This window comes from Acinetobacter sp. YH12227 (genome assembly GCF_013417785.1).
Lineage (GTDB): Bacteria > Pseudomonadota > Gammaproteobacteria > Pseudomonadales > Moraxellaceae > Acinetobacter > Acinetobacter gandensis.
In genome coordinates, this window is record NZ_VPDH01000061.1 from 1 (window position 1) to 22,396 (window position 22,396).

21 protein-coding genes are annotated in these 22,396 nt (G+C 39.7%); 12 read left to right on the forward strand and 9 right to left on the reverse strand.

Features of this window, described 5'->3' with window-relative positions:
* Positions 1-130: 130 nt before the first annotated feature.
* A complete protein-coding gene (locus FTV09_RS12995) occupies positions 131-910 on the reverse strand; it encodes a hypothetical protein (RefSeq protein ID WP_180058570.1) in 780 nt (259 codons plus the stop codon).
* A gap of 299 nt (positions 911-1,209) precedes the next feature.
* On the opposite strand from FTV09_RS12995, the gene uvrB reads away from it, so the two are divergent.
* From uvrB to FTV09_RS13030, 7 genes are all read left to right on the forward strand, one after another.
* Positions 1,210-3,231, forward strand: coding sequence for an excinuclease ABC subunit UvrB (uvrB, locus tag FTV09_RS13000; protein WP_180058584.1), 2,022 nt, complete (start codon positions 1,210-1,212; stop codon positions 3,229-3,231).
* Positions 3,232-3,379: 148 nt separating this feature from the next.
* Complete coding sequence (locus FTV09_RS13005; RefSeq protein WP_180058571.1) at positions 3,380-3,964, forward strand: lipocalin family protein; 585 nt, start codon at positions 3,380-3,382, stop codon at positions 3,962-3,964.
* Between the two features lie 130 nt (positions 3,965-4,094).
* On the forward strand, positions 4,095-5,024 hold the full coding sequence (gene rarD / locus FTV09_RS13010) for an EamA family transporter RarD (protein ID WP_067765827.1): 930 nt from the start codon (positions 4,095-4,097) through the stop codon (positions 5,022-5,024).
* A gap of 293 nt (positions 5,025-5,317) precedes the next feature.
* A complete protein-coding gene (locus FTV09_RS13015) occupies positions 5,318-7,021 on the forward strand; it encodes a hypothetical protein (protein ID WP_180058572.1) in 1,704 nt (567 codons plus the stop codon).
* A 330-nt stretch (positions 7,022-7,351) separates the two neighbouring features.
* A complete protein-coding gene (locus FTV09_RS13020) occupies positions 7,352-8,809 on the forward strand; it encodes a glyceraldehyde-3-phosphate dehydrogenase (RefSeq protein WP_180058573.1) in 1,458 nt (485 codons plus the stop codon).
* A 295-nt stretch (positions 8,810-9,104) separates the two neighbouring features.
* Entirely contained in the window at positions 9,105-9,821 is a 717-nt protein-coding gene (locus tag FTV09_RS13025; RefSeq protein ID WP_257222895.1) for an MFS transporter, read from the forward strand.
* A 3-nt stretch (positions 9,822-9,824) separates the two neighbouring features.
* Positions 9,825-10,505 carry a hypothetical protein gene (locus FTV09_RS13030; RefSeq protein WP_180058574.1) on the forward strand — a complete coding sequence of 227 codons (681 nt, stop codon included), beginning with the start codon at positions 9,825-9,827 and terminating at the stop codon, positions 10,503-10,505.
* A 66-nt stretch (positions 10,506-10,571) separates the two neighbouring features.
* On the opposite strand, the gene FTV09_RS13035 is transcribed toward FTV09_RS13030, so the two are convergent.
* Positions 10,572-11,429 carry an SDR family oxidoreductase gene (locus FTV09_RS13035; RefSeq protein WP_067765813.1) on the reverse strand — a complete coding sequence of 286 codons (858 nt, stop codon included), beginning with the start codon at positions 11,427-11,429 and terminating at the stop codon, positions 10,572-10,574.
* A 115-nt stretch (positions 11,430-11,544) separates the two neighbouring features.
* On the opposite strand from FTV09_RS13035, the gene FTV09_RS13040 reads away from it, so the two are divergent.
* The 3 genes from FTV09_RS13040 to proB all read left to right on the forward strand — a co-directional run bounded on the left by FTV09_RS13040 (position 11,545) and on the right by proB (position 14,517).
* Positions 11,545-11,919, forward strand: a complete 375-nt coding sequence (locus FTV09_RS13040) for a helix-turn-helix domain-containing protein (protein WP_180058575.1) — start codon at positions 11,545-11,547, stop codon at positions 11,917-11,919.
* Positions 11,920-12,130: 211 nt separating this feature from the next.
* Positions 12,131-13,342, forward strand: a complete 1,212-nt coding sequence (cgtA, locus tag FTV09_RS13045) for an Obg family GTPase CgtA (RefSeq protein WP_067765807.1) — start codon at positions 12,131-12,133, stop codon at positions 13,340-13,342.
* 41 nt (positions 13,343-13,383) lie between these two features.
* Positions 13,384-14,517: a glutamate 5-kinase gene (proB, locus tag FTV09_RS13050; protein WP_067765804.1), complete on the forward strand. Its 1,134-nt coding sequence runs from the start codon at positions 13,384-13,386 to the stop codon at positions 14,515-14,517.
* 58 nt (positions 14,518-14,575) lie between these two features.
* Here the strand turns inward: proB and arsH are convergent, their stop codons facing one another.
* From arsH to FTV09_RS13080, 6 genes are all read right to left on the reverse strand, one after another.
* Positions 14,576-15,280 carry an arsenical resistance protein ArsH gene (gene arsH / locus FTV09_RS13055; protein WP_180058576.1) on the reverse strand — a complete coding sequence of 235 codons (705 nt, stop codon included), beginning with the start codon at positions 15,278-15,280 and terminating at the stop codon, positions 14,576-14,578.
* A 1-nt stretch (position 15,281) separates the two neighbouring features.
* Complete coding sequence (arsB, locus tag FTV09_RS13060) at positions 15,282-16,322, reverse strand: ACR3 family arsenite efflux transporter (protein ID WP_180058577.1); 1,041 nt, start codon at positions 16,320-16,322, stop codon at positions 15,282-15,284.
* Between the two features lie 2 nt (positions 16,323-16,324).
* Complete coding sequence (locus FTV09_RS13065) at positions 16,325-16,798, reverse strand: arsenate reductase ArsC (RefSeq protein WP_180058578.1); 474 nt, start codon at positions 16,796-16,798, stop codon at positions 16,325-16,327.
* A complete protein-coding gene (locus FTV09_RS13070; RefSeq protein WP_180058579.1) occupies positions 16,795-17,124 on the reverse strand; it encodes a metalloregulator ArsR/SmtB family transcription factor in 330 nt (109 codons plus the stop codon). Before FTV09_RS13070 ends, FTV09_RS13065 begins: the two co-directional genes overlap by 4 nt.
* Before the next feature lie 202 nt (positions 17,125-17,326).
* Entirely contained in the window at positions 17,327-17,923 is a 597-nt protein-coding gene (locus FTV09_RS13075; RefSeq protein WP_180058580.1) for an undecaprenyl-diphosphatase, read from the reverse strand.
* A gap of 173 nt (positions 17,924-18,096) precedes the next feature.
* Positions 18,097-18,798 (reverse strand): SIMPL domain-containing protein, encoded by a 702-nt coding sequence (locus FTV09_RS13080; RefSeq protein WP_180058581.1) that lies wholly within the window; start codon positions 18,796-18,798, stop codon positions 18,097-18,099.
* Between the two features lie 482 nt (positions 18,799-19,280).
* On the opposite strand from FTV09_RS13080, the gene FTV09_RS13085 reads away from it, so the two are divergent.
* Together FTV09_RS13085 and FTV09_RS13090 are read left to right on the forward strand one after the other, a co-directional pair.
* Positions 19,281-20,654 (forward strand): diaminobutyrate--2-oxoglutarate transaminase, encoded by a 1,374-nt coding sequence (locus FTV09_RS13085; RefSeq protein ID WP_180058582.1) that lies wholly within the window; start codon positions 19,281-19,283, stop codon positions 20,652-20,654.
* A 3-nt stretch (positions 20,655-20,657) separates the two neighbouring features.
* Positions 20,658-22,190: an aspartate aminotransferase family protein gene (locus FTV09_RS13090; protein WP_180058583.1), complete on the forward strand. Its 1,533-nt coding sequence runs from the start codon at positions 20,658-20,660 to the stop codon at positions 22,188-22,190.
* Between the two features lie 110 nt (positions 22,191-22,300).
* Here FTV09_RS13090 and FTV09_RS13095 read toward each other — a convergent pair.
* A partial coding sequence (locus FTV09_RS13095) for a transposase domain-containing protein (RefSeq protein WP_143242124.1) occupies positions 22,301-22,396 on the reverse strand: 96 nt, incomplete at its 5' end.

Here is a 22,396-nt window from a genome sequence, read left to right on the forward strand (position 1 = left end):
TTGATGCCATTTTTCTTTATACTGTCACTGAGGCAGGTTGGACATTTGATTTCTAGAGTTATTTGCATTTCTCTATTTTATCAAAATTCAACCTGCTTTTTTTCAGCATACTTTTTGAAACACCACCAAATTATTTACGTGCTTTATTGGCAGGACGTGGTGGTTGAATTTCACGTTTTGCCGTCCAAACATCAGCAAAATCTTGTTCATTGATATTGTAGAGCTCTAGTAGCGCAAGAATGACGCCACCAAAAATCATTGGGCCCTCAGAGTTAGATTGAAACTCAAAAATTTTGCCATTGAGTGCATGCAGAATATCTTCAATTTCAAAAATACGATCTCGGCCATTACTGTCGGTTGGGTACATTTGAGTATTTAATAGAATTTTAGCCAAACTCTTTTCGTTTTCACTGAGTGCAAGGACCTCAACCAATTGATCCGTTGCAGGTGCAAAAATGACAGAGTCACGATAAATTGTGTGTAGCAGCTTTGATGTTAATTTTGGTAGAGGCTTTTCAACAAAAGGACGGAAAGAGATAGGGAAGATGACATTGTGTGAAATGCCTTTAAACATTGGGGCAATTTCTTCAACTTTATAGCCCGCGATGCCGCAGCCTATAGAGGTGATGAAGTATTTCATTTTAGGATGATTTTTTGTATATATTTTAAAATCATCAACATAATGTTGAATTTGTGAAAGTGGCATTTGTTGTAAATGCTCATTCATGGTCGGTATCGCAAAACTTTGCCCAGCCCAACCACGCCCAACACCTTTCATAGCACCAAAATGTTCAAGGGCTGTACGTGCAGCACCGCCAGCATGTTGGCCAGCCATGTTGCTACCAAAAACAAAAATTGTGTCTTCAGCTAAATCTTTAACAATGCTTTCATCATGATAGTGGTAAGTCATACAGTTTTATCTTCATCATCCTTTTATTCATGTTGCAGCTGAAAGGCTGATTGGTCAAGTATCAAAATAGGCTTAAACAGGTATGGTTCAGTTAATTTTCATCTGATATCTGGGTTGAAAACTTTTTATGAATCATAAGTTTCATCTAACTATAAATTGTCCGTCTGTGAAATTAAGCCTTGAACATAATGTGAAGAGCAAAAAGTGAAATTGTATTCATGTTGTTTGCATAAATTTAACGTTGTTTTGCATAACTTTGCCCTCATAATAAAGCTTGAGTTGAATTGTCTAAGAAGAGTGTGATGCAGGAACAGCCTTTTGAATTGGTTACCCAATATCAGCCCGCAGGGGATCAGCCTCAAGCCATTGAAAAATTGGTGCATGGGGTGGAAAAGGGCATGCATGATCAGTTGTTATTGGGTGTAACAGGTTCGGGTAAAACCTATACCATGGCTAATGTTATTGCACGTACCCAGCGTCCGACTATTGTCATGGCGCATAACAAAACTTTGGCTGCACAGTTGTATGGTGAATTTAAGGCATTCTTCCCACACAACGCGGTTGAATACTTCGTTAGCTATTATGACTACTATCAGCCCGAAGCGTATGTGCCATCTTCAGATACTTTCATTGAAAAAGATTCTTCGATTAACGACCATATTGACCAAATGCGTCTGTCAGCGACGCGTGCTTTGTTAGAAAGACGAGATGCAATTATTGTTGCTTCGGTTTCTGCAATTTATGGTTTGGGCGATCCGAATGCCTATATGAGCATGCTCTTACACATTGTTGAGGGTGATCGTATTAACCGTGATGATATCATTCGTCGCTTAGTCGAAATGCAATATACCCGTAACGAGTTAGAATTTTTGCGTGGTACTTATCGTATCCGTGGTGAAATTATTGATATTTTCCCTGCGGAATCAGATCAAAATGCCATTCGTATTGAACTGTTTGATGATGAAGTTGATTCCATTCGATGGTTCGATCCACTGACAGGGAAATTGGTTCGAAAAGTGCCACGGGTAACGATTTATCCAAAAAGTCACTATGTCACACCAAAAGATAATTTAACTCGAGCAATTGGGACGATTCGTGAAGAATTAACTGAACGACTCGGTTTTTTCCGCGCCAATGATAAGTTGCTGGAAGCACAACGAATTGAACAGCGCACCCGTTATGACCTCGAAATGATGCAGCAGCTTGGATATACCAACGGTATTGAAAACTATTCACGCCATTTATCGGGTCGTCCATCGGGTGAAGCGCCGCCAACCTTATTTGATTATGTTCCAGATGACGCTTTATTAATTATTGATGAATCACATGTGACAGTTCCACAAATTGGTGCAATGTATAAAGGAGACCGTTCACGTAAAGAAAATTTGGTGAATTATGGTTTTCGCTTACCAAGTGCGTTGGACAATCGCCCGATGAAATTTGAGGAATGGGAGCGAATTATCCCGTCGACTATTTATGTCAGTGCAACACCTGCGCATTATGAGATGGAAAAGTCAGAGCAAGTGGTTGAACAAGTGGTACGTCCAACTGGCTTAGTCGATCCTGAAATTGAAATTCGTCCAGTACTGACCCAAGTTGATGATGTACTGTCGGAGATTAATAATCGTAAAGAACTCAATGAACGTGTTCTCGTGACCACACTGACTAAACGAATGGCAGAAGACTTAACCTCATATTTAAAAGAATATGGCGTGAAAGTGGCTTATTTACACTCAGACATTGATACGGTTGAACGAACCAAAATTATTCATGAGTTACGTTCTGGTGTGTATGATGCGATTGTTGGGATTAACTTGTTACGTGAAGGCCTAGATATGCCCGAAGTTTCTTTGGTCGCAATTTTGGATGCCGACAAAGAAGGCTTCTTGCGCTCAGAGCGTTCACTGATTCAGACCATTGGTCGAGCAGCACGTAACTTAAATGGTAAAGCGATTTTATATGCAGACCGTATGACCGATTCGATGCAAAAAGCGATTGATGAAACGGATCGCCGTCGTAATTTACAAATTGCATTTAACTTAGAGCATGGGATTACCCCACGTAGTGCAGTTCGTCAAAATGTCAAAGATATTGATACTGGTGAAGTGCTGCAAGATGACGAAATTGACGAAAAAATTTCACAACAAGCGAAAGCTTTAAGTGCAGATGAACGTCATTTAATGTCAGATCCGAAACTCTTAGCGAAACATATGAACAAGCTTGAAAAAGAAATGTTAAAAGCGTCGAAGGAGTTGCAATTTGAACAAGCAGCAAGGCTACGTGATGAAATCCTTCGCTTGAAAGCACAAATGATTCAGTAATATTGTTAGACAATAATGCCATTTTGGCCTGTATTGAACTACATAACTTAGACAAAAATATGAGTTAATTCGCATATTTATTGTTTAAAGTAAATTTATATCGAAAGACATTTGATCGTAAGTTTGCATCTAAAATGAGGAAAGCTTGATGACTACAAATATTCCGAATGCGGGTTTTAAATTGGCTAAAATTGCAGTGGGTGCAGCAGTATTAATTGGTTTAGGTGCAGCGACTATGGCCTATGCACAGACCAAACCATTACAGACAGTCGAAAAAGTAGAACTCGATCGTTATTTAGGTATGTGGTATGAAGTCGCTCGTAAGCCTCTGGTATTTCAAAAAAGCTGTGACCGTGATGTGACTGCGGTTTATACCTTAAATGAAAATGGCAATATTAATGTCAATAACAGTTGTTTTGCCAAAGACGGTACCAAGAAGCAGTCCATTGGTGAAGCTTTTGTGCAAAATGCACCCTTTAATACCAAGTTAAAAGTGAGCTTTCTACCAGAATCAATTCGCTGGTTACCTATTGGACGTGGTGATTATTGGGTATTAAAAGCCGATGAAGATTACCAAACTGTTCTTGTGGGAGAGCCACGTCGTAAATATATGTGGGTTCTTTCACGTTCAGCTCATCCTGATCAAGCAGTCGTTCAAGACTACTTAAATTATGCCAAATCTGTAGGCTATGATTTATCCGATGTGATTCATACGAAACAGACAGCAAAATAGTCAAAATATTTGAACAATTGCTAAAAAACCATGCCTGTGCATGGTTTTTTATTTGCTAGAATACATGCTAAAGCGCTTGAAGTTTCAAGCGAAATCCAAATGATTGACCCCCGTATTCTAGAGGTAATAGATGTATAAAGGCGTTGCTTTGTCTGTGTTGGCATCTGTTACTTTTGGTGTTTTGTATTTCTATACGCTTTTTTTAAAGCCTATGGATAGTGAGCAAACCTTCGCGTGGCGAATGTTAGCAACCTTGCCATTTCTAACACTTTTTATGTGGTGGATGGGGGACTTAAAAAAAGTCAGTGAGATTTTTTGGCGAACCATCAAACAGCCAATTTTTTTACTGTGGTTATTGATGAGCTCATTTTTATGCACCACGCAGCTTTGGTTGTTTTTGTGGGGGCCGATTAATGGACGGGGCTTAGAAGTATCACTTGGCTATTTCTTATTGCCTTTGGTCATGGTTTTAGTCGGATGTGTTCTTTACAAAGAAAAATTATCGGCCTGGCAAATGGCAGCTGTGGTTTTAGCGGTATTGGGTGTGGGGCATGAAATTTGGCGTATAGGCAGCATTGCATGGGAAACCGTCTATGTGGCTGTGGCATATCCTATTTATTTCTTCTTAAGACGCACGTTTAAAACGGATCACCTTGGCGGTTTTTGGTGGGATCTCTGCCTTATTTTGCCTGTCGCATTTTACTTAGGCTTCATTCATAGCAATACCTTTGAATTAATGGCTGTTTTTCCACACCTGATTTTGGCCGTTATTGGACTAGGGTTTTTAAGCGCATTAGGCCTAGGAAGTTATATGCTTGCGAGCCGTTACTTGCCTTTTGTTATCTTTGGTTTATTGAGCTATTTAGAGCCAGTTTTGTTGGCATTTGCATCGATTGCCTTAGGTGAACGCGTAGAAGCCGAAGAATGGTTAACCTATATCCCTATTTGGGGGGCGGTACTGTTATTGGTGATTGAAGGTGCTCTACATTTAATCAAGCAAAAGCGAAAGGAACAGGCGTTAGCGAATAATGTGGAAAAGCTCAAAAAACGTATGGACTAAGATCAATGATATATACATTTGATAGTGTAAATCTTTCTCTAAAAAAATCTTATATTTTCAATAAAAATATAAAAAACTCTATCTCAATACTAATTTAAGTTGAAAAAATGAATCGTAGTTTTTAGTGAATTTGTCGTTTAAATGCTAATCTAAGATACTAATAAGAACCGTATTATTTGGTGATATATTCAAGATGAATGATGTTGAATAACCTGCAATATCTTATTAATATTTGTTTTATATAAAAATAAACCTAAATAGCCGACATTTTGTCATTAGACCAAGGATAGGACATGCAATTCGTTGGTATTCCATATTCATTACGCATTCAGCTGTTACAACTCGAACCACATTTGGATGAGCATTGGCAAACCGTATTAACCCAAATTTTTGCTCAACTGGATCTTGATCAGTGTCAGCAAGTGGCACAAAACGATTTGGCTCGAAAAGGCATTGTATGGAACGCGCAAAATCATAAATTTACTTTAAGCAATCCAATGAACTTGGGTATGTTACTCAAACTGCTAAATGATGAAAACATGCGCTCTATTGCACAGCATCTGGGTGAACAACTTAATTTACTGATGCAACAAACAGATAGCGTAAGTATTGCAAAGCAATTAGAAGCAGATCTGGAATTAATTCAGTCTATTGATGTTGAAGATGATTTTGAGCATCAACTTGAAAAAATATTATTGCATCGAACTTATATTTTTAATGCAGCACAAATTATTCGGAGTTTGGCATTAACTCCTCCTGAAGATATACGTCAATTAAGTGCTCATCAAGTGAAGCGCTTTATTGTTGAAGTTTACTTAAAGCAGCAACTTTTAGCAGATGGATTTCAAACATCTTTAAAAGCACAGGACATCGCACATCCAATTTTTAAATATTTTTTAGCGCGAGAGCAGCAAAGTCGACATTTTTATGTCCTTCAAACGCCGAGTGATTATTTTATTGTTGCGCCGTGTGCTCAGACGGAGTTGACATTTTCAGCACGACGTTTTTTAGAAACAGAACAATCCGAATTTTCAGATTTTCCTTTATTAAATGGCTTGGCTTTAGATATTCGAAGTTCGGTTGAAAACGAGTTTATTGAACATTTTAAAAATCAGGTCATGCTTTTAGCCGGTGCACAAGCACATGTACCCATCGATATTCAAAGTTTGATGGATCAATTTCAACAGATTAGTGATGATAAATTACTTCCGATATTGCAGCTTGATTCAACCAAGAACATTGCGTTAGCTATTGAGCGATTTGAAGAAATATTCACATTAAAAATTTTAAGCCCACTCCATCGATTATTGAAATATGAAGTTGATGACTCAAATCATTTTGACTTTATTTATTTTAGAACGATGCAAATACTTGCGCCACTCTTGATGAGCATTGAGATGTTGCGCATACAGCCTGAATTGGTCAATGATAATGAATTCGCCAAATTTGCAGATAAAATGCAGGGCTTCAAGCAATTACTTGAAAAAAGGCGCGCATTTATCTTTGCTCCGCATAATGAAGATAGTTGGGAAGATCATCATGAAATGAGTCTGCAGCTGCTAACTCAGTTGAAAACTATGCTTACAGCACAACTTGTAGAACATGAACAAATTAAAGTGACACAGGAAGATTTCAGTCCACACTCTGGGACACATGTCACGTTGTCTCGTCGACGAACCCAAATGGGGGAATATGAGTCAAACGACTTGGAACGAGCAAAAGCAGAACAACAGTTAAAACGCAAAATTTTTATGCATGCTGTGCAGATGATTCGTGATCATGCGCAGCAGTGCATCGCACTTAATTTTGAAAATTTAAGATATGAATCATCTACTCGATCCATTCATCATATGCGTCACTACGCTTGTTGTGCGGGTGACAATGGATTAAGTGCTCTACCACATATAATTCAACTGCCAAATAGTTACTTCGAATTTGATATTGAACAATTTAGAGAGTCAGTCGATGTAGACAATAAAAATGAATCTATAAAATGACGTGCTTTGGATCAAAATAACCGTTTTAAAGTTCGGACTATGGCTTGAATTTATTCGATTGTGGCAGGAAGTTGTTTATAAAATATAGGTGTGTTGTCTGATAAAGCTACATTTAGAAATTTGTGACAAAAAACATCAAAAAACCAGTTTTTAAACTTTCAGTCATAAAATCATGAAAATAATTACAACTATTTTAAAAATTTATAGTGAATATATAAGAAAATAGCCGAGCAGAGCAGTGCTTTTGGATTCATTAATTTAACGAATTCCATTACAATTATGGGGTTTTGAAATTTAGCCTAGATTTACAATTAATTAGAGGACGTATCTGTGAGCAAAGACACTATCGTTGCCCTACATGCAGAGCACCAAGGTCGCTGGAAAAACCGTGAAGAACTTGCGGAACGTATGATTGCCCTAGTGGGTCAGTTATATCGTGAAAAAAACATCGTAGCAACAGTGTACGGTCGCTCTTTAATTAACCGTTCTGTTATCCAAATTCTAAAAGCGCACCGTCGTACTCGCGTATTAGACGTTGAACTTTCTGTTGTAAACACTTTCCCAATTCTTGAAGCTTTAGCGAAAGTTGAAAACATTGGTACTGCTGAAATTGATCTTGGTAAACTTGCAGAAGCTTACAAAGCACAAGGCGGCGACATCGATGCATTTGTTGCAGACGCTGTTAAATCATTACAAGGTAGCGCTGCTGCTGTAGAACACAAAGATGTTGTTCTTTACGGTTTCGGTCGTATTGGTCGTATCCTTGCACGTTTAATGATTGGTCAATCAGGTTTAGGCCGTGGTCTTAACCTTAAAGCAATCGTTGTACGTAAATCTTCTGATGGCGATTTAGAAAAACGTGCGTCTTTGTTACGTCGTGACTCTATTCATGGTCCATTCGCTGGTACGATTTCTGTAGATGAAGAAAACGAAGCAATCATTGCAAATGGTAACTTCATTAAAGTAATTTACGCTTCTAACCCATCTGAAGTTGATTACACTGCTTACGGTATTAACAATGCACTTGTGATTGATAACACTGGTAAATGGCGTGATTCAGAAGGTCTTGCTCAACACCTTAAATGCCCAGGCGCTGCACGTGTAATTCTTACTGCACCTGGTAAAGGTGATATGAAGAACGTTGTTTACGGCGTAAACCAAGCAGATATCCTTGATGAAGATACAATCATCTCTGCTGCAAGCTGTACAACAAACGCGATCACTCCAACACTTAAAGTGTTAAACGATAAATACACAGTGATCAATGGTCACGTTGAAACAGTTCACTCGTTCACAAACGACCAAAACTTAATCGACAACTACCATAAAGCGGATCGTCGTGGCCGTGCTGCGACTCTAAACATGGTAATTACTGAAACTGGTGCTGCTAAAGCGGTTGCTAAAGCACTTCCAGCGCTTCAAGGTAAATTGACAGGTAACTCTGTACGTGTACCAACACCAAACGTATCACTTGCTATTTTGAACCTAACATTGGGTCAAGACGTTGATCGTGAAGAAGTGAATGAATATATTCGCCAAATTTCGATCAACTCTAACCTTCAAGGTCAAATTGGTTATACAAACTCTACTGAAGTTGTATCATCTGACTTTATCGGTTCACGCACTGCAGGTGTATTTGATGCGCAAGCAACAATCACTTCAGGCAACCGTTTAACTGCTTATGTTTGGTACGATAACGAAGTAGGTTATAGCTGCCAAGTATTGCGTATTGCTGAACAAATGGGCGGCGTAAGCTATCCAAAAGTTCCTGCTGAAACTAATGCTTAATTAGTTCACGCTGTAAAAAAGGGCCTCATTTGAGGCTCTTTTTTTTATCTAAAGAGCAGGGGGTAAAAACTTAAGGCATAGACGACGAATGGATTGATCAAAAGCATCAAAAGTTCTTGTTTTTTCTGCCACTGTTAGATGAGTTGTAGTCATTTATAATGAGAAAGCTGACTAAAATGTTCAAGTTTTAAGTTTATGAAATTATTAAAGAATTAAATACAAAAAATTGCAAACCCAATCGTATTATTCAGTAAAGATAGAGCTGTAAAACAATAAAAGTAAAAAGGACTTTAGTTTGCAAGTGAAACACATGCTCAGTGGATTGGCATTTATAGTGTTTGCTGCACTCATCGGTGTGTTCATCGCCATTTGGGTGTTTAAACATTTTAATATTTACATTCCGCTCGAAAATCAGAACGTTAATATTGATCTACAAGCACCTTTACAAGCTGAAGTGAAGATTCATGACGCCTTAGATGTTGATGTGACTGGGCGGGTAAATGCCGAAATACCAATTCATGAAAATTTGAATATTCCGTTGACGCAAACTCTGACACCACGTGTCTATTTTGATAATCAAGTCCCGATTAAAACCACAATTCCTGTACGCGAGACGTTAAAAGTCAATCAAAATTTGCCAGTAGACACCCAAGTAAAAGTCAAAGTTATGGGACAAAACATCACTTTGCCATTGAAAGGTGATATTCCGATTCAGTTAGATATTCCAGTTAACATAGATGTACCACTTGAGCAAAAAGTACATTTAAAATTCGATGCACCGGTCAAAACTGTACTGAAGGAAAATCTACACATTCCTTTAAATGCTAATTTAAAAACCAATATCCCAATTGAAGGGAAGTTAAATGTCCCGATTAAGACAGCGCTTAAGGCAACCGTTGATGTACAAAACACGCTGCCAGTAAAAATTCAAAAAGGCGAGTTGGTCATTCCGTTGAAAACCATGCGTTTGAATCGTGAACAGAAAGCTGCTGCGCAGTCTAAGCAGGAATAGCCTATGTGGATATTTCAAACGACAAAGCGTTTGCTGTTGAGTTTTTTTGCTGTGGTTGTATTGGTCGCCGTTTCATTTTGGCTATATTTAAATATACATGCATCTATGCAAGTGCAGGCCGATAACGCGGATATTCAGCTCTCTCATTCGTTACCGACTAAAATTTCGGTAGGGAATTATTTACAAACACAATCGATTGGTACTTTGGATACCAAAATCGCTTTAGATCGTAAGCTGCAGCTCCCGCTAAAAGGTAAATATTTAGCGGATTTACAATTTAGTGTCGACGTTCCTATTTCGGTGAATATTGATTATCTGACCAATATTCAAATTAATCAGACAATGCCATTAGAGGTGACCACAGATTTAGTTATTAAAAATAAACTTGTGCCGAAGTTTCCGCTAAAAATGGATATACCAATAAAACTGGATGTCCCATTTCACTTAAAACGAACTTATAACATTCCGATTCGAATTAATTTTAATGGGCCTGTTTTTTTTGAGTTTAATGAAAGCGTAAATTTACATGTGGTACATCAGTTTGCTCCACAGCTTAATCTAAATGACCCAATGACTATGCGTAAAATCGCGAGCTTTAACGCTACGATGTATAACTCGGAACGAAATACCAAAGCCAATTTAAAAATGGCTATGGATTTACCTTTAAAGAATCTGCATCCATAAAAATCATTTGTTCAATTCAAAAAAGCCCGATCATGGAATCGGGCTTTTTATTTCAATATGACAATTTTATTTGTTCAAAGCCTTTTTTACAGCAGCTTGAAGGGATGTAGATGGATGTCCCAATAATTGCTCTAAATCTTGGCGATCACTGTACATAGCACCCTTCACAGTATGAACATCGGCATCAACAATCACGTCAACCAGGCCTGCTGGCAGACCGGCTTGTAACAGGCCTTGGCGATAGTCTTCAGGTGCTAAGTTTTGATACTGTACTGTATTGCCTGATTCAGATTGAATTGCTTCAGCAAGATCTGCCAAAGTGAAACTACTTGAGCTAGCCAATTCATAAGTCTTTTGCTCATGACCTATGCTATTTAAAACTTTTGCAGCAGCTTCTGCATAGTCAGCGCGGGTCGCGGCACTAATGCGTCCATTTTGTGCAGCACCATAGAGCACACCCGTTTCGGCAACATGTGCAACGGCAGCAAGATAGTTTTCGACATACCAGTTGTTACGTAAGAAGGTATAGTTTAGACCACTGGCTTTAATAAGACTTTCAGTTTCACGATGTTCTTCTGATAAACCTAGTGGTGAAGTATCTGCACGTAAAAGGCTTGTATAAGCAATATATGGGACGTTTGCTGCTACAGCAGCATCAATGACAGCTTTATGCTGTGGCGTACGGCGGCCAATTTCATTAGCAGAAATCAAAAGTAACTTGTCTATGCCTTGTAAGGCAGGAACTAAAGTTTCTGGCGCATCATAATTAAAATGACGCACTTCAATACCTTGTTGCTTGAATGATACAGCTTTAGCTTCATCACGTACTAGCGTAACAATATTTTGTGCAGCAGTCTCTTTAAGTAAAAATTGAATAACGAGTTGACCGAGTTGTCCTGTAGCACCTGTAATTGCGATTTTCATTTTCAAACCCTCTGTTTGATGAATAATTGAACTTGATGGTTGAATCTTAATCTGTTAACTTACTAAATGTAAGTACGTACCAAAAAGTAAGTTAGTGACTTGAAGGAAAGAATTAATGAATACCTATGCTACAAGTAAATTGCTTGGTCAAGTTTTATCCACGGAGTGTCCTTCACGTGAAATTCTTGAACATCTGACCAATAAATGGTCTGTATTAGTGCTGCGTTGTTTAACTGAAGGGGTGCATCGTTTTAGCGAGTTAAAACAGCGCATTGAAGGCGTGAGCGAGAAGATGTTGGCGCAAACCTTAAAAATGTTAGAGCAGGATGGTTTCATCTTACGTACAGTTTATCCGGTCGTTCCACCCAAAGTGGAATATCAATTGACACTTGTGGGTTCGCAAGCAGCTGAAAAATTAATGCATCTCATTGCTTGGGTTGAAAGAACATTACCTGAAATTATTGAAGCCAAAGAAAATGCACGCAAATAACATTTCGTTATTTGAATAAATCCTTCTTTATTTAATCTGCACTGTGTTATTCATAAAACCTACATTTTCAAAAAAGGTGTGGATGTTGCTAAAAATTTGCACCAGCAAGAAGATGAATGAAATTTATAGTATTGCTGAATAATATTGTTCGAGAAATTCTTTAAAATATGGCAGAATAAGCGGTTTTAAAGTTTTTAGAGGATTGGCAAACATGCGCTTTGTTGATGAAGCAGTCATTACCGTAGAGGCTGGCGACGGTGGCAATGGCGTAGCCAGTTTTCGCCGTGAAAAATTCGTACCATTTGGTGGTCCAGATGGTGGTGATGGTGGGCGTGGCGGTAATGTATTTGTACAAGCCGACAACGACACAAGTACCCTTGTAGATTATCGTTATACACGTAAATTCCGTGCAGAACGTGCTAAAAATGGCCGCGGTGCGAACTGCTCAGGCCGTGGCGGTGAAGATACCGTATTGCTCGTTCCAGTGGGCACAACAATTGTAGATACAGAATCTGGCGATATCATCGGCGACTTAGTGGCTGACGGTCAGCGTGTGTTAGTGGCAGCAGGCGGTGAAGGTGGTTTGGGTAATACTCACTTCAAATCTTCAACCAACCGTTCTCCACGTAAATGTACACACGGCACAAAAGGTGAATACCGTGAAATTCGTCTTGAATTAAAAGTACTAGCAGACGTGGGTCTGTTAGGCATGCCAAATGCAGGTAAATCAACATTTATCCGTGCAGTTTCAGCAGCAAAACCAAAAGTTGCAGATTATCCATTTACCACAATGGTGCCAAACCTAGGCGTGGTTGATGCAGACAGTCACCGTTCATTTGTTATGGCCGATATCCCAGGTCTAATTGAAGGTGCAGCAGAAGGTGCAGGCCTCGGTATTCGCTTCCTGAAACATTTGGCGCGTACACGTATTTTATTGCACATCGTCGATGTTCAACCGATTGATGGTTCAGACCCTGCTTATAATGCTAAAGCGATTTTGGAAGAGTTGAAAAAATTCTCCCCAACACTTTCAAAATTACCAATTGTTTTAGTGCTTAACAAAGTTGACCAATTGGCTGCTGAAACGCGTGATGAATGGTGTGATCACATTCTTGAAGAGTTAGAGTGGAACGGTCCAGTATTCAAAACTTCAGGTTTAACGTTTGAAGGTACAAAAGACGTTGTTTATTACCTGATGGATCAAATTGAAGAACAGCGTGAACGTGAAGTTGAAGATCCTGAGTATGCTGCAGAAATGAAAGCATTCCGTGATCAACTTGAAGCTGAAACACGTGAACAAACCATTGCAGCTAAAGAAGCATATCGCGAATTGCGTCGTCAACAGCGTCTTTCTGGTCAAGGTGAATTTGACGATGAAGATGATGATGGTGAAGATGAAGCAGAATCGTACTACGTACGTTAATTGTTGATTTTAGAGTCAAAGTAAAAAAGTCTGAGGACAAGATGATAGAAGTGGTAGATGGGCAGCGTCAGCTTAAGGGTTGTAAAAGAATCGTTGTTAAAATCGGATCATCTTTACTCACAGCAAACGGAAAAGGTTTAGATCTGGATGCAATCTCGCATTGGGCGGGACAAATTGCAGAACTACACAATGCAGGACATGAGATCATTCTTGTGTCTTCCGGTGCTGTGGCTGAAGGGATGGTTCGAATGAATCTGGACAGCCGACCCACAGATCTACCCAGTCTTCAGGCTTGCGCAGCCATTGGACAAATGGGTTTAATACATACTTGGTCAAGCGTTTTAGAACAACGTTCTATTCGTACAGCTCAAGTTTTATTAACCCATGACGATTTGGCTGACCGTCGTCGTTATTTGAACTCTTGTGATGCGTTGCAACACTTGATCGACTGGCGTGTCATTCCAGTCATCAATGAGAATGACACTGTTTCGACAGATGAAATTCGCTTTGGTGATAACGATACTTTGGCAGCTATGGTGGCGGGTCAGGTACATGCAGACTTATTGGTGATTTTAACTGACCAAGAAGGCATGTTTGACTCAGACCCACGCTCAAATCCAGATGCCAAACTGTTTCATACGGTGCGTGCAATGGATGAAACTTTATTTGATATGGCTGGCGGCGGCGGTAAATTTGGCCGTGGTGGCATGTTAACCAAAGTTCGTGCAGCACGTTTGGCTGCTAAGTCAGGTTGTCCAACCGTGATTGCGAGCGGTGATAGTGATAATGTGCTGTCACGTGTAATGGCAGGTGAATTACTCGGTACATTATTTATTACCGATAATGACCGTGTGACTGCACATCAGCAATGGTTAGCTGCACATTTACAAACAGCTGGACGTTTGGTGATTGATGATGGTGCTGTAAAGGCAATACGTGATAATCACCGTAGTTTATTGCCTGTTGGTGTGAAAGATGTCGAAGGGCATTTTGAACGTGGTGATGTAGTGGAATGTGTTGATATTGCAGGACATCGTGTAGCTGTTGGCCGTGTAAACTTCAGTTCACGTTCGGCAGAAATCGTTAAAGGCTTGGCCTCAGATAAAGTTCATCAAGTTTTAGGGGAAGCCCGATCACTTGAAATGATCCATCGCAATCATATGTCGATTTACTAATACTATAATTGTTTTCATAAATAAAAAAAATCCCGCTTTCGAGCGGGATTTTTTTTATTTATAAATTTCTCTGATTAACACGTTTAGAGAGTTCTTCAGCGCTTTCTACACGTTCCGAATAGCGGTCTGTGAGGTAAGCGGATTGACCGCGAGTCATCAGCGTAAATTTATAGAGTTCTTCCATTACATCTACAATGCGGCTGTAGTAAGAAGACGGCTTCATTCGGTCTTGTTCGTCAAACTCAGTAAAAGCTTTCGCGACTGAAGATTGATTTGGAATTGTAATCATCCGCATCCATCGACCCAAAATTCGCATTTGATTGACGGCGTTGAAGGACTGCGAACCACCGCAAACTTGCATAAGTGCCAGTGTTTTGCCTTGCGTGGCACGAATAGCGCCAGCCGCAAGTGGTATCCAATCAATTTGTGCTTTCAAAATGGAGCTCATGGCACCATGACGTTCTGGTGAACACCATACCATGCCTTCTGACCACGCTAATAATTCATGTAATTCTTGAACTTTAGGGTGAGTAATCTCAGCATCTTCAGGTAAAGGAAGGCCTTTAGGGTGAAAAATCCGTACATCAGCACCAAAATATTCTAAGATTCGACCCGCTTCCATTACAGCTAAGCGGCTAAACGAACGCTCACGGTTAGACCCATAGAGCAATAATATACGTGGTGGATGCGCCAGTTCTTGTGCTTGAATCTGCGTAAATTGAGGTGTCTTCAATAAGTCGATATTAATATTTGGTAATTCCATATTAAGACTCCGAATACAGTTTTCGTTTAAGCCAAAGCGATACACTTACTAATGCAATCAGCACAGGGACTTCAACCAATGGGCCAATAATCGTGGTAAATGCAATCGGAGATGCAATGCCAAAGGTCGCGATGGCAACAGCGAGGGCAAGTTCAAAATTATTACCTGCTGCGGTAAAGGATATGGCAGTGGTTTTGGCGTAATTATTGCCCATCCATTTGCTCATCAAAAAGCTAATGAAAAACATCACCACAAAGTAGATCGTGAGGGGAATGGTAATACGCAGTACATCCATCGGAAGGCTCACGACATCTGCACCTTTGAGGCTAAACATCACGACAATGGTAAATAGTAGGGCGATCAGGCTTAAAGGGTTAATTTTTGCTATAAATTTTTCTTGATACCAGGTATTTCCTTTTTGTTTAACGAGGAAATATCGTGTAAGAAAGCCGAGCAAAAATGGGATGCCGAGATAAATCAGAACAGCTTGTGTAATGGTCCAAAAACTCACTTGTATAACTTGTGCTTCAACACCAAAAAATGGTGGAAGATAGCTTAAGAAAAACCAAGCATAGCTACTGAAAAAGAGGATTTGGAAAATGCTATTAAATGCAACCAAGGCCGCAACATATTGATTGTCACCACATGCCAGATCATTCCACACCAGTACCATCGCAATACACCGAGCTAAACCAATTAAGATCAAGCCGGTCATGTATTCTGGATAATGCTGTAAAAATACGATTGCCAAAATAAACATTAAACAAGGCGCAATGACCCAATTTTGTAGTAATGACAATGTTAAAGTACGTTTATCCTTAAAAACTTCAGGTAGTGTTTGGTAATCCACTTTGGCTAAAGGTGGATACATCATCAGAATTAAACCAATCGCAATGGCGATGTTGACATTGCCTACAGTAAGTTGATTTAAGCCTGTAGAAGCACTTGGAAAATAGATACCAATTCCAATGCCTAAGCCCATCGCAATAAAAATCCACAGCGTGAGGTTTCGGTCGAGAAATGACAGTTTTTTAGCAGTCATTATTATTGAATCTCTGAAATTTTCTCAATCTTTAAACGCAGTTCTTCATTGGATAGCGCTGAAAAATCCAGTTGAAATAAAGCATCAAGGCGACGATTAATGTGTGCGACAGTCTCTAAGAATGCCTCAAGTTTGACCGCTTCAGTCGCATCTAAATGTGAAGGATCTTCAAGTCCCCAATGTGCTTTAATGGCTGAGCCAAGAAAAATAGGACAGGCTTCTTGCGCAGCAGATCCACAAACAGTAATCACCACATCAGGTTCGAATTGCTCACATTCCGCAATCGTTTTACTGTATAAACCTTCGGTGGGTAAATTTAAGTTATTGAGGGTTTTGAGTGTGAGCGGATGTACGTGTCCACTAGGCTTGCTTCCTGCGCTATAAGCATGAAAACCTTCTGGTGCTCGGACATTAAATAAGACTTCGGACAAAATGCTGCGGCAACTATTGCCCGTACATAAAAATAGAAAATTCATAGTGATTCACAAAGGGTCGTATTACTTTTTGAGGTGTTTAAATTGAGGTCTTTAAAGCGTTCTTGATGGCGCATGACCTCAAGAATTTGTGTGCACCACGCTGGGAGCGTAGGATGAATCGAGTAATACACCCATTGGCCTTTACGTTGATCACTCAAAACACCAGATGAGCGTAGTAGCGCTAGATGGCGTGAAATTTTGGGTTGGCTTAATTGAAGTGATTCGGTGAGTTCACATACGCAGAGTTCACCTTTGCATGCCAATAACATGACGATATTTAGTCGAGTTTCATCTGAAAGTAATTTGAAAAAATCAGTCTGTTCCATGTCTATCTATACATATGGATTAGCATATATATTTACATATGAATATATGGATGTCCATATGTATAAAGGTTTTATCTAAATCTAAATTTAAAAGTTTAATGATGATTATGTGATTTACGATATTCTAAAAAACTGATTTATAAATCTCGTATTTTAGAAACATCCTCAAAGATGAGGATGTTTATTTTCAAGTGTAAGTGCTTTATTCAATCCATCCCCGTCGAATTAATGGTTTCATTAGAAAAGTATGCATATTCAATATGTAATACATAATCTTATGTTGGTGTTTCCACCAAATAGGCAAGCCTGCCAAATTTATGAAGAGAGCAATAAAAAAAGCACCGAACATATCAATAGGAAAATGTACGCCCACATACACGCGAGACCATGCTACAAGCAATGCCACCCAAATCAGTATACGACCCAAATCGCGTTTTAATGAAAAATAGTATGAGAACGCAATACCACTAAAAATACTCATGTGATTACTGGGAAAAGAGCCTGTAGGATCATGTTGTATTAAAGTTTGACCTACATCAATTACAAAGGGGCGAGGTGTGTGCAATATTGCGGATAAAATCTCACTTATACACAGTGTCACTGCGGTAAAGAGCGCAGCTTTTATAATTGCTGTTTTTGTTTCAATCTTTCCAAACAACCATGCGAAAGCAAAGATAATTAAAAATATGTAAATCAGATCATGTGCGATAAATTGAGCGAAAGTCATCATTAGTGTTGATGCATGCTCGGGCACATTTAATAAATAGTAAAGGTCAAGATTGAGTTGTTCGATAGACATGTTGCTTAAGGGGGAATAAGACAGTTGGCTAATGTAATCCTCTCGTGGCTAAAGATATAGCAAGGACTTGTAAAAATTAACGAAATAAATAAGCGCTTTGTTGAAAAGCAAAAAAGCCATCAAAAGCGACTGCTTATTTGATGGCTTTTTGATGCTAGGGCATGAACACTCAATTATTTAAACTGTATGGTGCCGTTGGCATTTACTGTGATTTTAGACTCGCCACCCGCCATTTCCTGTTCTGGAATTGCATCAGCTGCTGCAGCTTTCATCATGGCCATACGTGGTACAGGCTGACCACCATAATTGCTGGTATTTAAATTGATATTCACCAAGTTATAGCCTGACTTATTCCACGCTTGTGACAATGTTTGCGCGCGTTGTTGGAAGTTTTTAGAGGCTTCAACCATGAGTTCATTTTCTACTTTTTTTCGCTGTGCATCTGACACGCTAAAGCTGATGGACTGAGTTTGGAAATTTTGCTGTAACTCACTGACTAACTGGCTAGCAGCTTTAAAGTCAGTACTTTCTAAACGAACTTCAGCACGACCACGCCATTCTTTAAGTTTACGGCTGTCATTGTCATAGATAGGATAAGTAGTTTGTGAACCTGTTTCAATTTTTACCGATGGGTATTTTCGAGCAGTATTAACGGCCTGACTCATCAGCTGATTAATTTGTGCAGCGAGCTCAGCGGGCTGTTTGTTTGACTTTTCTATATACAGCACGGCATGCATTTCATCATTTGAAACTTGGCGCGTTGCATCGGCTTGTATATTCACAATGTTGTAATTCAATGCTTCTGCAGCCTGTGTAAGCGCAGGGAGGCTCAAACTAGAGGCTAATAAGGCAGACGATAAGATAATTTTACGCATTGTTATACCTGTTCTTCTTTAAAAATTGCTAATTTAGCGAATTTACCCATCTTAAGATGTGAATGTGATGGTTTAAAGGAATATATGTGGTTGGATTGTAATTATTTGAACATTTTTTAAAAAATCCTAATTTTAGTAAGTTATTTTAAATCAGATGGTTAAATTAGTATTTTATGAACGGTTACAATTAATCCGTATAAGATCTAATAAAACATAAAGCAAAGAGGTTTTCTTTGTTTTGTCACACTGTAAGATGATAATTCAGGCTATCAATCGGATTGATCTGTTTTTTCAGTGCTTGATGCTATGATTTGGTCATAAAAGTTATTTATTTTCCTGAAAAATTCTGTATCATCCGCCCTCTAGTTAGCCATTACATATAGAGCTCTTAAAACTAACTGGAACTCATAAAGCACCGAGTCAAAGGACCGCAAGTCACCCGACTTATTTCTTTTAACCCATATCAGAGATGGTAATTCGATATGAGCGTTTCTTCAGTAAATCCTGCCCCTAATTCTACTAACGAATACTATTTAACTCGCCAAAGTCAAATGGAATCGAATGTTCGTAGCTATCCACGTAAACTTCCACTTGCGATAGCAAAAGCTTTGGGCTGTTGGGTTACCGATGTTGAAGGTACAGAGTACCTTGATTGTTTAGCTGGGGCAGGTACATTGGCACTAGGCCATAATCACCCTGCGGTCATTCAAAGTATCCAAGACACACTTGCAAGCGGCTTGCCATTGCATACTTTGGATTTAACAACACCTTTAAAAGATGCTTTCACTGAAGCTTTACTTGAACAATTACCAGGTGGTAAGGAAGAGTATTGCCTACAGTTCTGTGGTCCGTCTGGTGCAGATGGTACAGAAGCAGCAATTAAATTAGCAAAAACATACACTGGTCGTAGCTCTGTGATTAGCTTCTCTGGTGGCTATCACGGTATGACGCACGGTTCTTTAGCAATGACAGGTAACTTGTCTGCGAAGAATGCTGTGAATGGCTTGATGCCAGGTGTTCAATTTATGCCGTATCCGCATGAATACCGTTGCCCATTAGGCATTGGTGGTGAAGCGGGTGTTGATGCATTAACGTATTATTTCGAAAACTTCATTGAAGACGTAGAAAGCGGTGTAACTAAGCCAGCAGCTGTCATTTTGGAAGCGATCCAAGGTGAAGGCGGTGTGGTAACTGCACCTGTGAAGTGGTTGAAAAAAATCCGTGAAGTGACTGAAAAGCACAATATCGTGTTAATTCTTGACGAAGTTCAAGCGGGCTTTGCACGTTCAGGTAAAATGTTTGCCTTTGAACATGCGGGTATCGAACCTGATGTTGTTGTCATGTCTAAAGCGGTGGGTGGTAGCTTACCACTTGCAGTACTTGGTATTAAACGTAAATTTGATGCTTGGCAGCCTGCAGGTCATACGGGTACTTTCCGTGGTAACCAATTGGCTATGGGTACGGGTCTTGCAACGATCAAAACCATTAAAGAACAAAATCTTGCTAAAAACGCGCAGGAGCGTGGTGATTTCTTACAAGCTGAAATTAAAAAATTAGCGCAAGAATTCCCATGTATCGGTAACGTACGTGGCCGTGGTTTGATGATTGGTGTTGAAATCGTTGATGAACGTAAATCAGCGGATCACATGGGTTCATTACCAGGTGATGGTCAATTGGCAGCAGCAATCCAAGCAGCATGTTTCGATAACAAATTATTGTTAGAGAAAGGTGGTCGTAACGGTACAGTAATTCGTTTACTTTGCCCATTGATCATCAACCAAGCTGAATGTGAAGAAGTGATTGTTCGCTTCAAGAAAGCTCTTGCTGAAGCACTAGTTGCAACTCGAGGCGCGTAAGACATGGTAGATTTTGCAGAACATCGTAAAGCGTTATTCTGCAATGATGCACAATCTATTGCTGACTATCAGTCGGCAATGGATTCAGCTGTAAAAGCTGTATCTGCATGGTTGCAAAATGACAAAATGTACACAGGCGGTAGCATTAAAGAGCTTCGCTCTGCTATTGCATTTAATCCTTCTAAAGAAGGTTTAGGTGTACAAAAGTCTCTTGATCGCATGGTTGAGCTTTTCTTAAATAAAAGCTTAAAGGTGCATCATCCGCATTCTCTAGCGCATTTACACTGCCCAACGATGGTGACAAGTCAAATCGCGGAAGTGCTGATTAACGCAACAAACCAATCAATGGACTCATGGGATCAAAGCCCTGCAGGTTCATTGATGGAAGTTCAGTTAATTGACTGGCTTCGCCAAAAAGTTGGCTATGGTGCAGGTCAAGCAGGTGTATTCACCTCTGGCGGTACGCAGTCTAACTTAATGGGTGTTTTGCTTGCACGTGATGCATGTATTGCTAAAAACTGGAAAGACGAAAACGGTAACCCGTGGTCTGTTCAGCGTGATGGCGTACCTGCGGAAGCAATGCGTAACGTAAAAGTGATCTGTTCTGAAAATGCACACTTCTCTGTGCAAAAGAACATGGCCATGATGGGTATGGGTTTCCAATCTGTTGTCACTGTTCCTGTAGATGCAAATGCACGCATGGACATGGATGCGCTTGAGAAAACCATGGCGCACCTTCAAGCTGAAGGTAAAATCGTAGCATGTGTAGTTGCAACTGCGGGTACAACCGATGCAGGTGCAATTGATCCATTGAAAGAAGTGCGTGCAATCACCAACAAATATGGCGCGTGGATGCATATCGACGCAGCATGGGGCGGTGCATTGATTCTTTCAAATGACTATCGTTCAATGTTAGACGGTATTGAACTGTCTGACTCGGTAACGCTTGATTTCCATAAGCATTACTTCCAAACGATTTCATGTGGCGCGTTCTTGCTTAAAGATGAAGCGAACTATCGTTTCATGCATTATGAAGCTGAGTACTTAAACTCGGCTTATGATGAAGAGCATGGTGTTCCGAACTTGGTGTCTAAGTCACTGCAAACAACTCGCCGTTTTGACGCGTTGAAATTGTGGATGACAGTTGAAGCGCTAGGTGAAGAGCTTTACGGTTCGATGATCGATCACGGTGTAGGTTTAACACGTGATGTTGCAGCTTATATTGATGCAACTGATGGTCTAGAAATGTTGGTTGATCCACAATTCGCCTCAGTATTGTTCCGTGTAATTCCTGAAGGTTACCCAACAGAATTACTTGATACCTTAAACCAAAATGTTGCAGACGAATTGTTTGCACGTGGTGAAGCGAATATTGGTGTGACTAAAGTTGGTCAAGTTCAATCATTGAAGATGACCACTTTAAGCCCAGTTGCGACTTTAGATAACGTGAAGAATTTACTTGCACTTGTGCTTGCAGAAGCTGATCGAATTAAAGGCCCAATCGCTGATGGTACATATACACCTGCAATTGACTAATCATTTGCTTGTGTGAAAAAAGGCGCTCAATTGAGCGCCTTTTTTTATGCTTTTAAATAGCTTAGATTTATAAATAAAGGTAAGCGTCCGCTGAACCCCATGCCTATTTTTTAATTTGAGTTGGATTTCCAGCGATGTGGTAGTAATTCTTCTATTTGGGTCGCTTTATGCGTCGGCAGCCTTTTCAGCACATCACTGAGATAGGC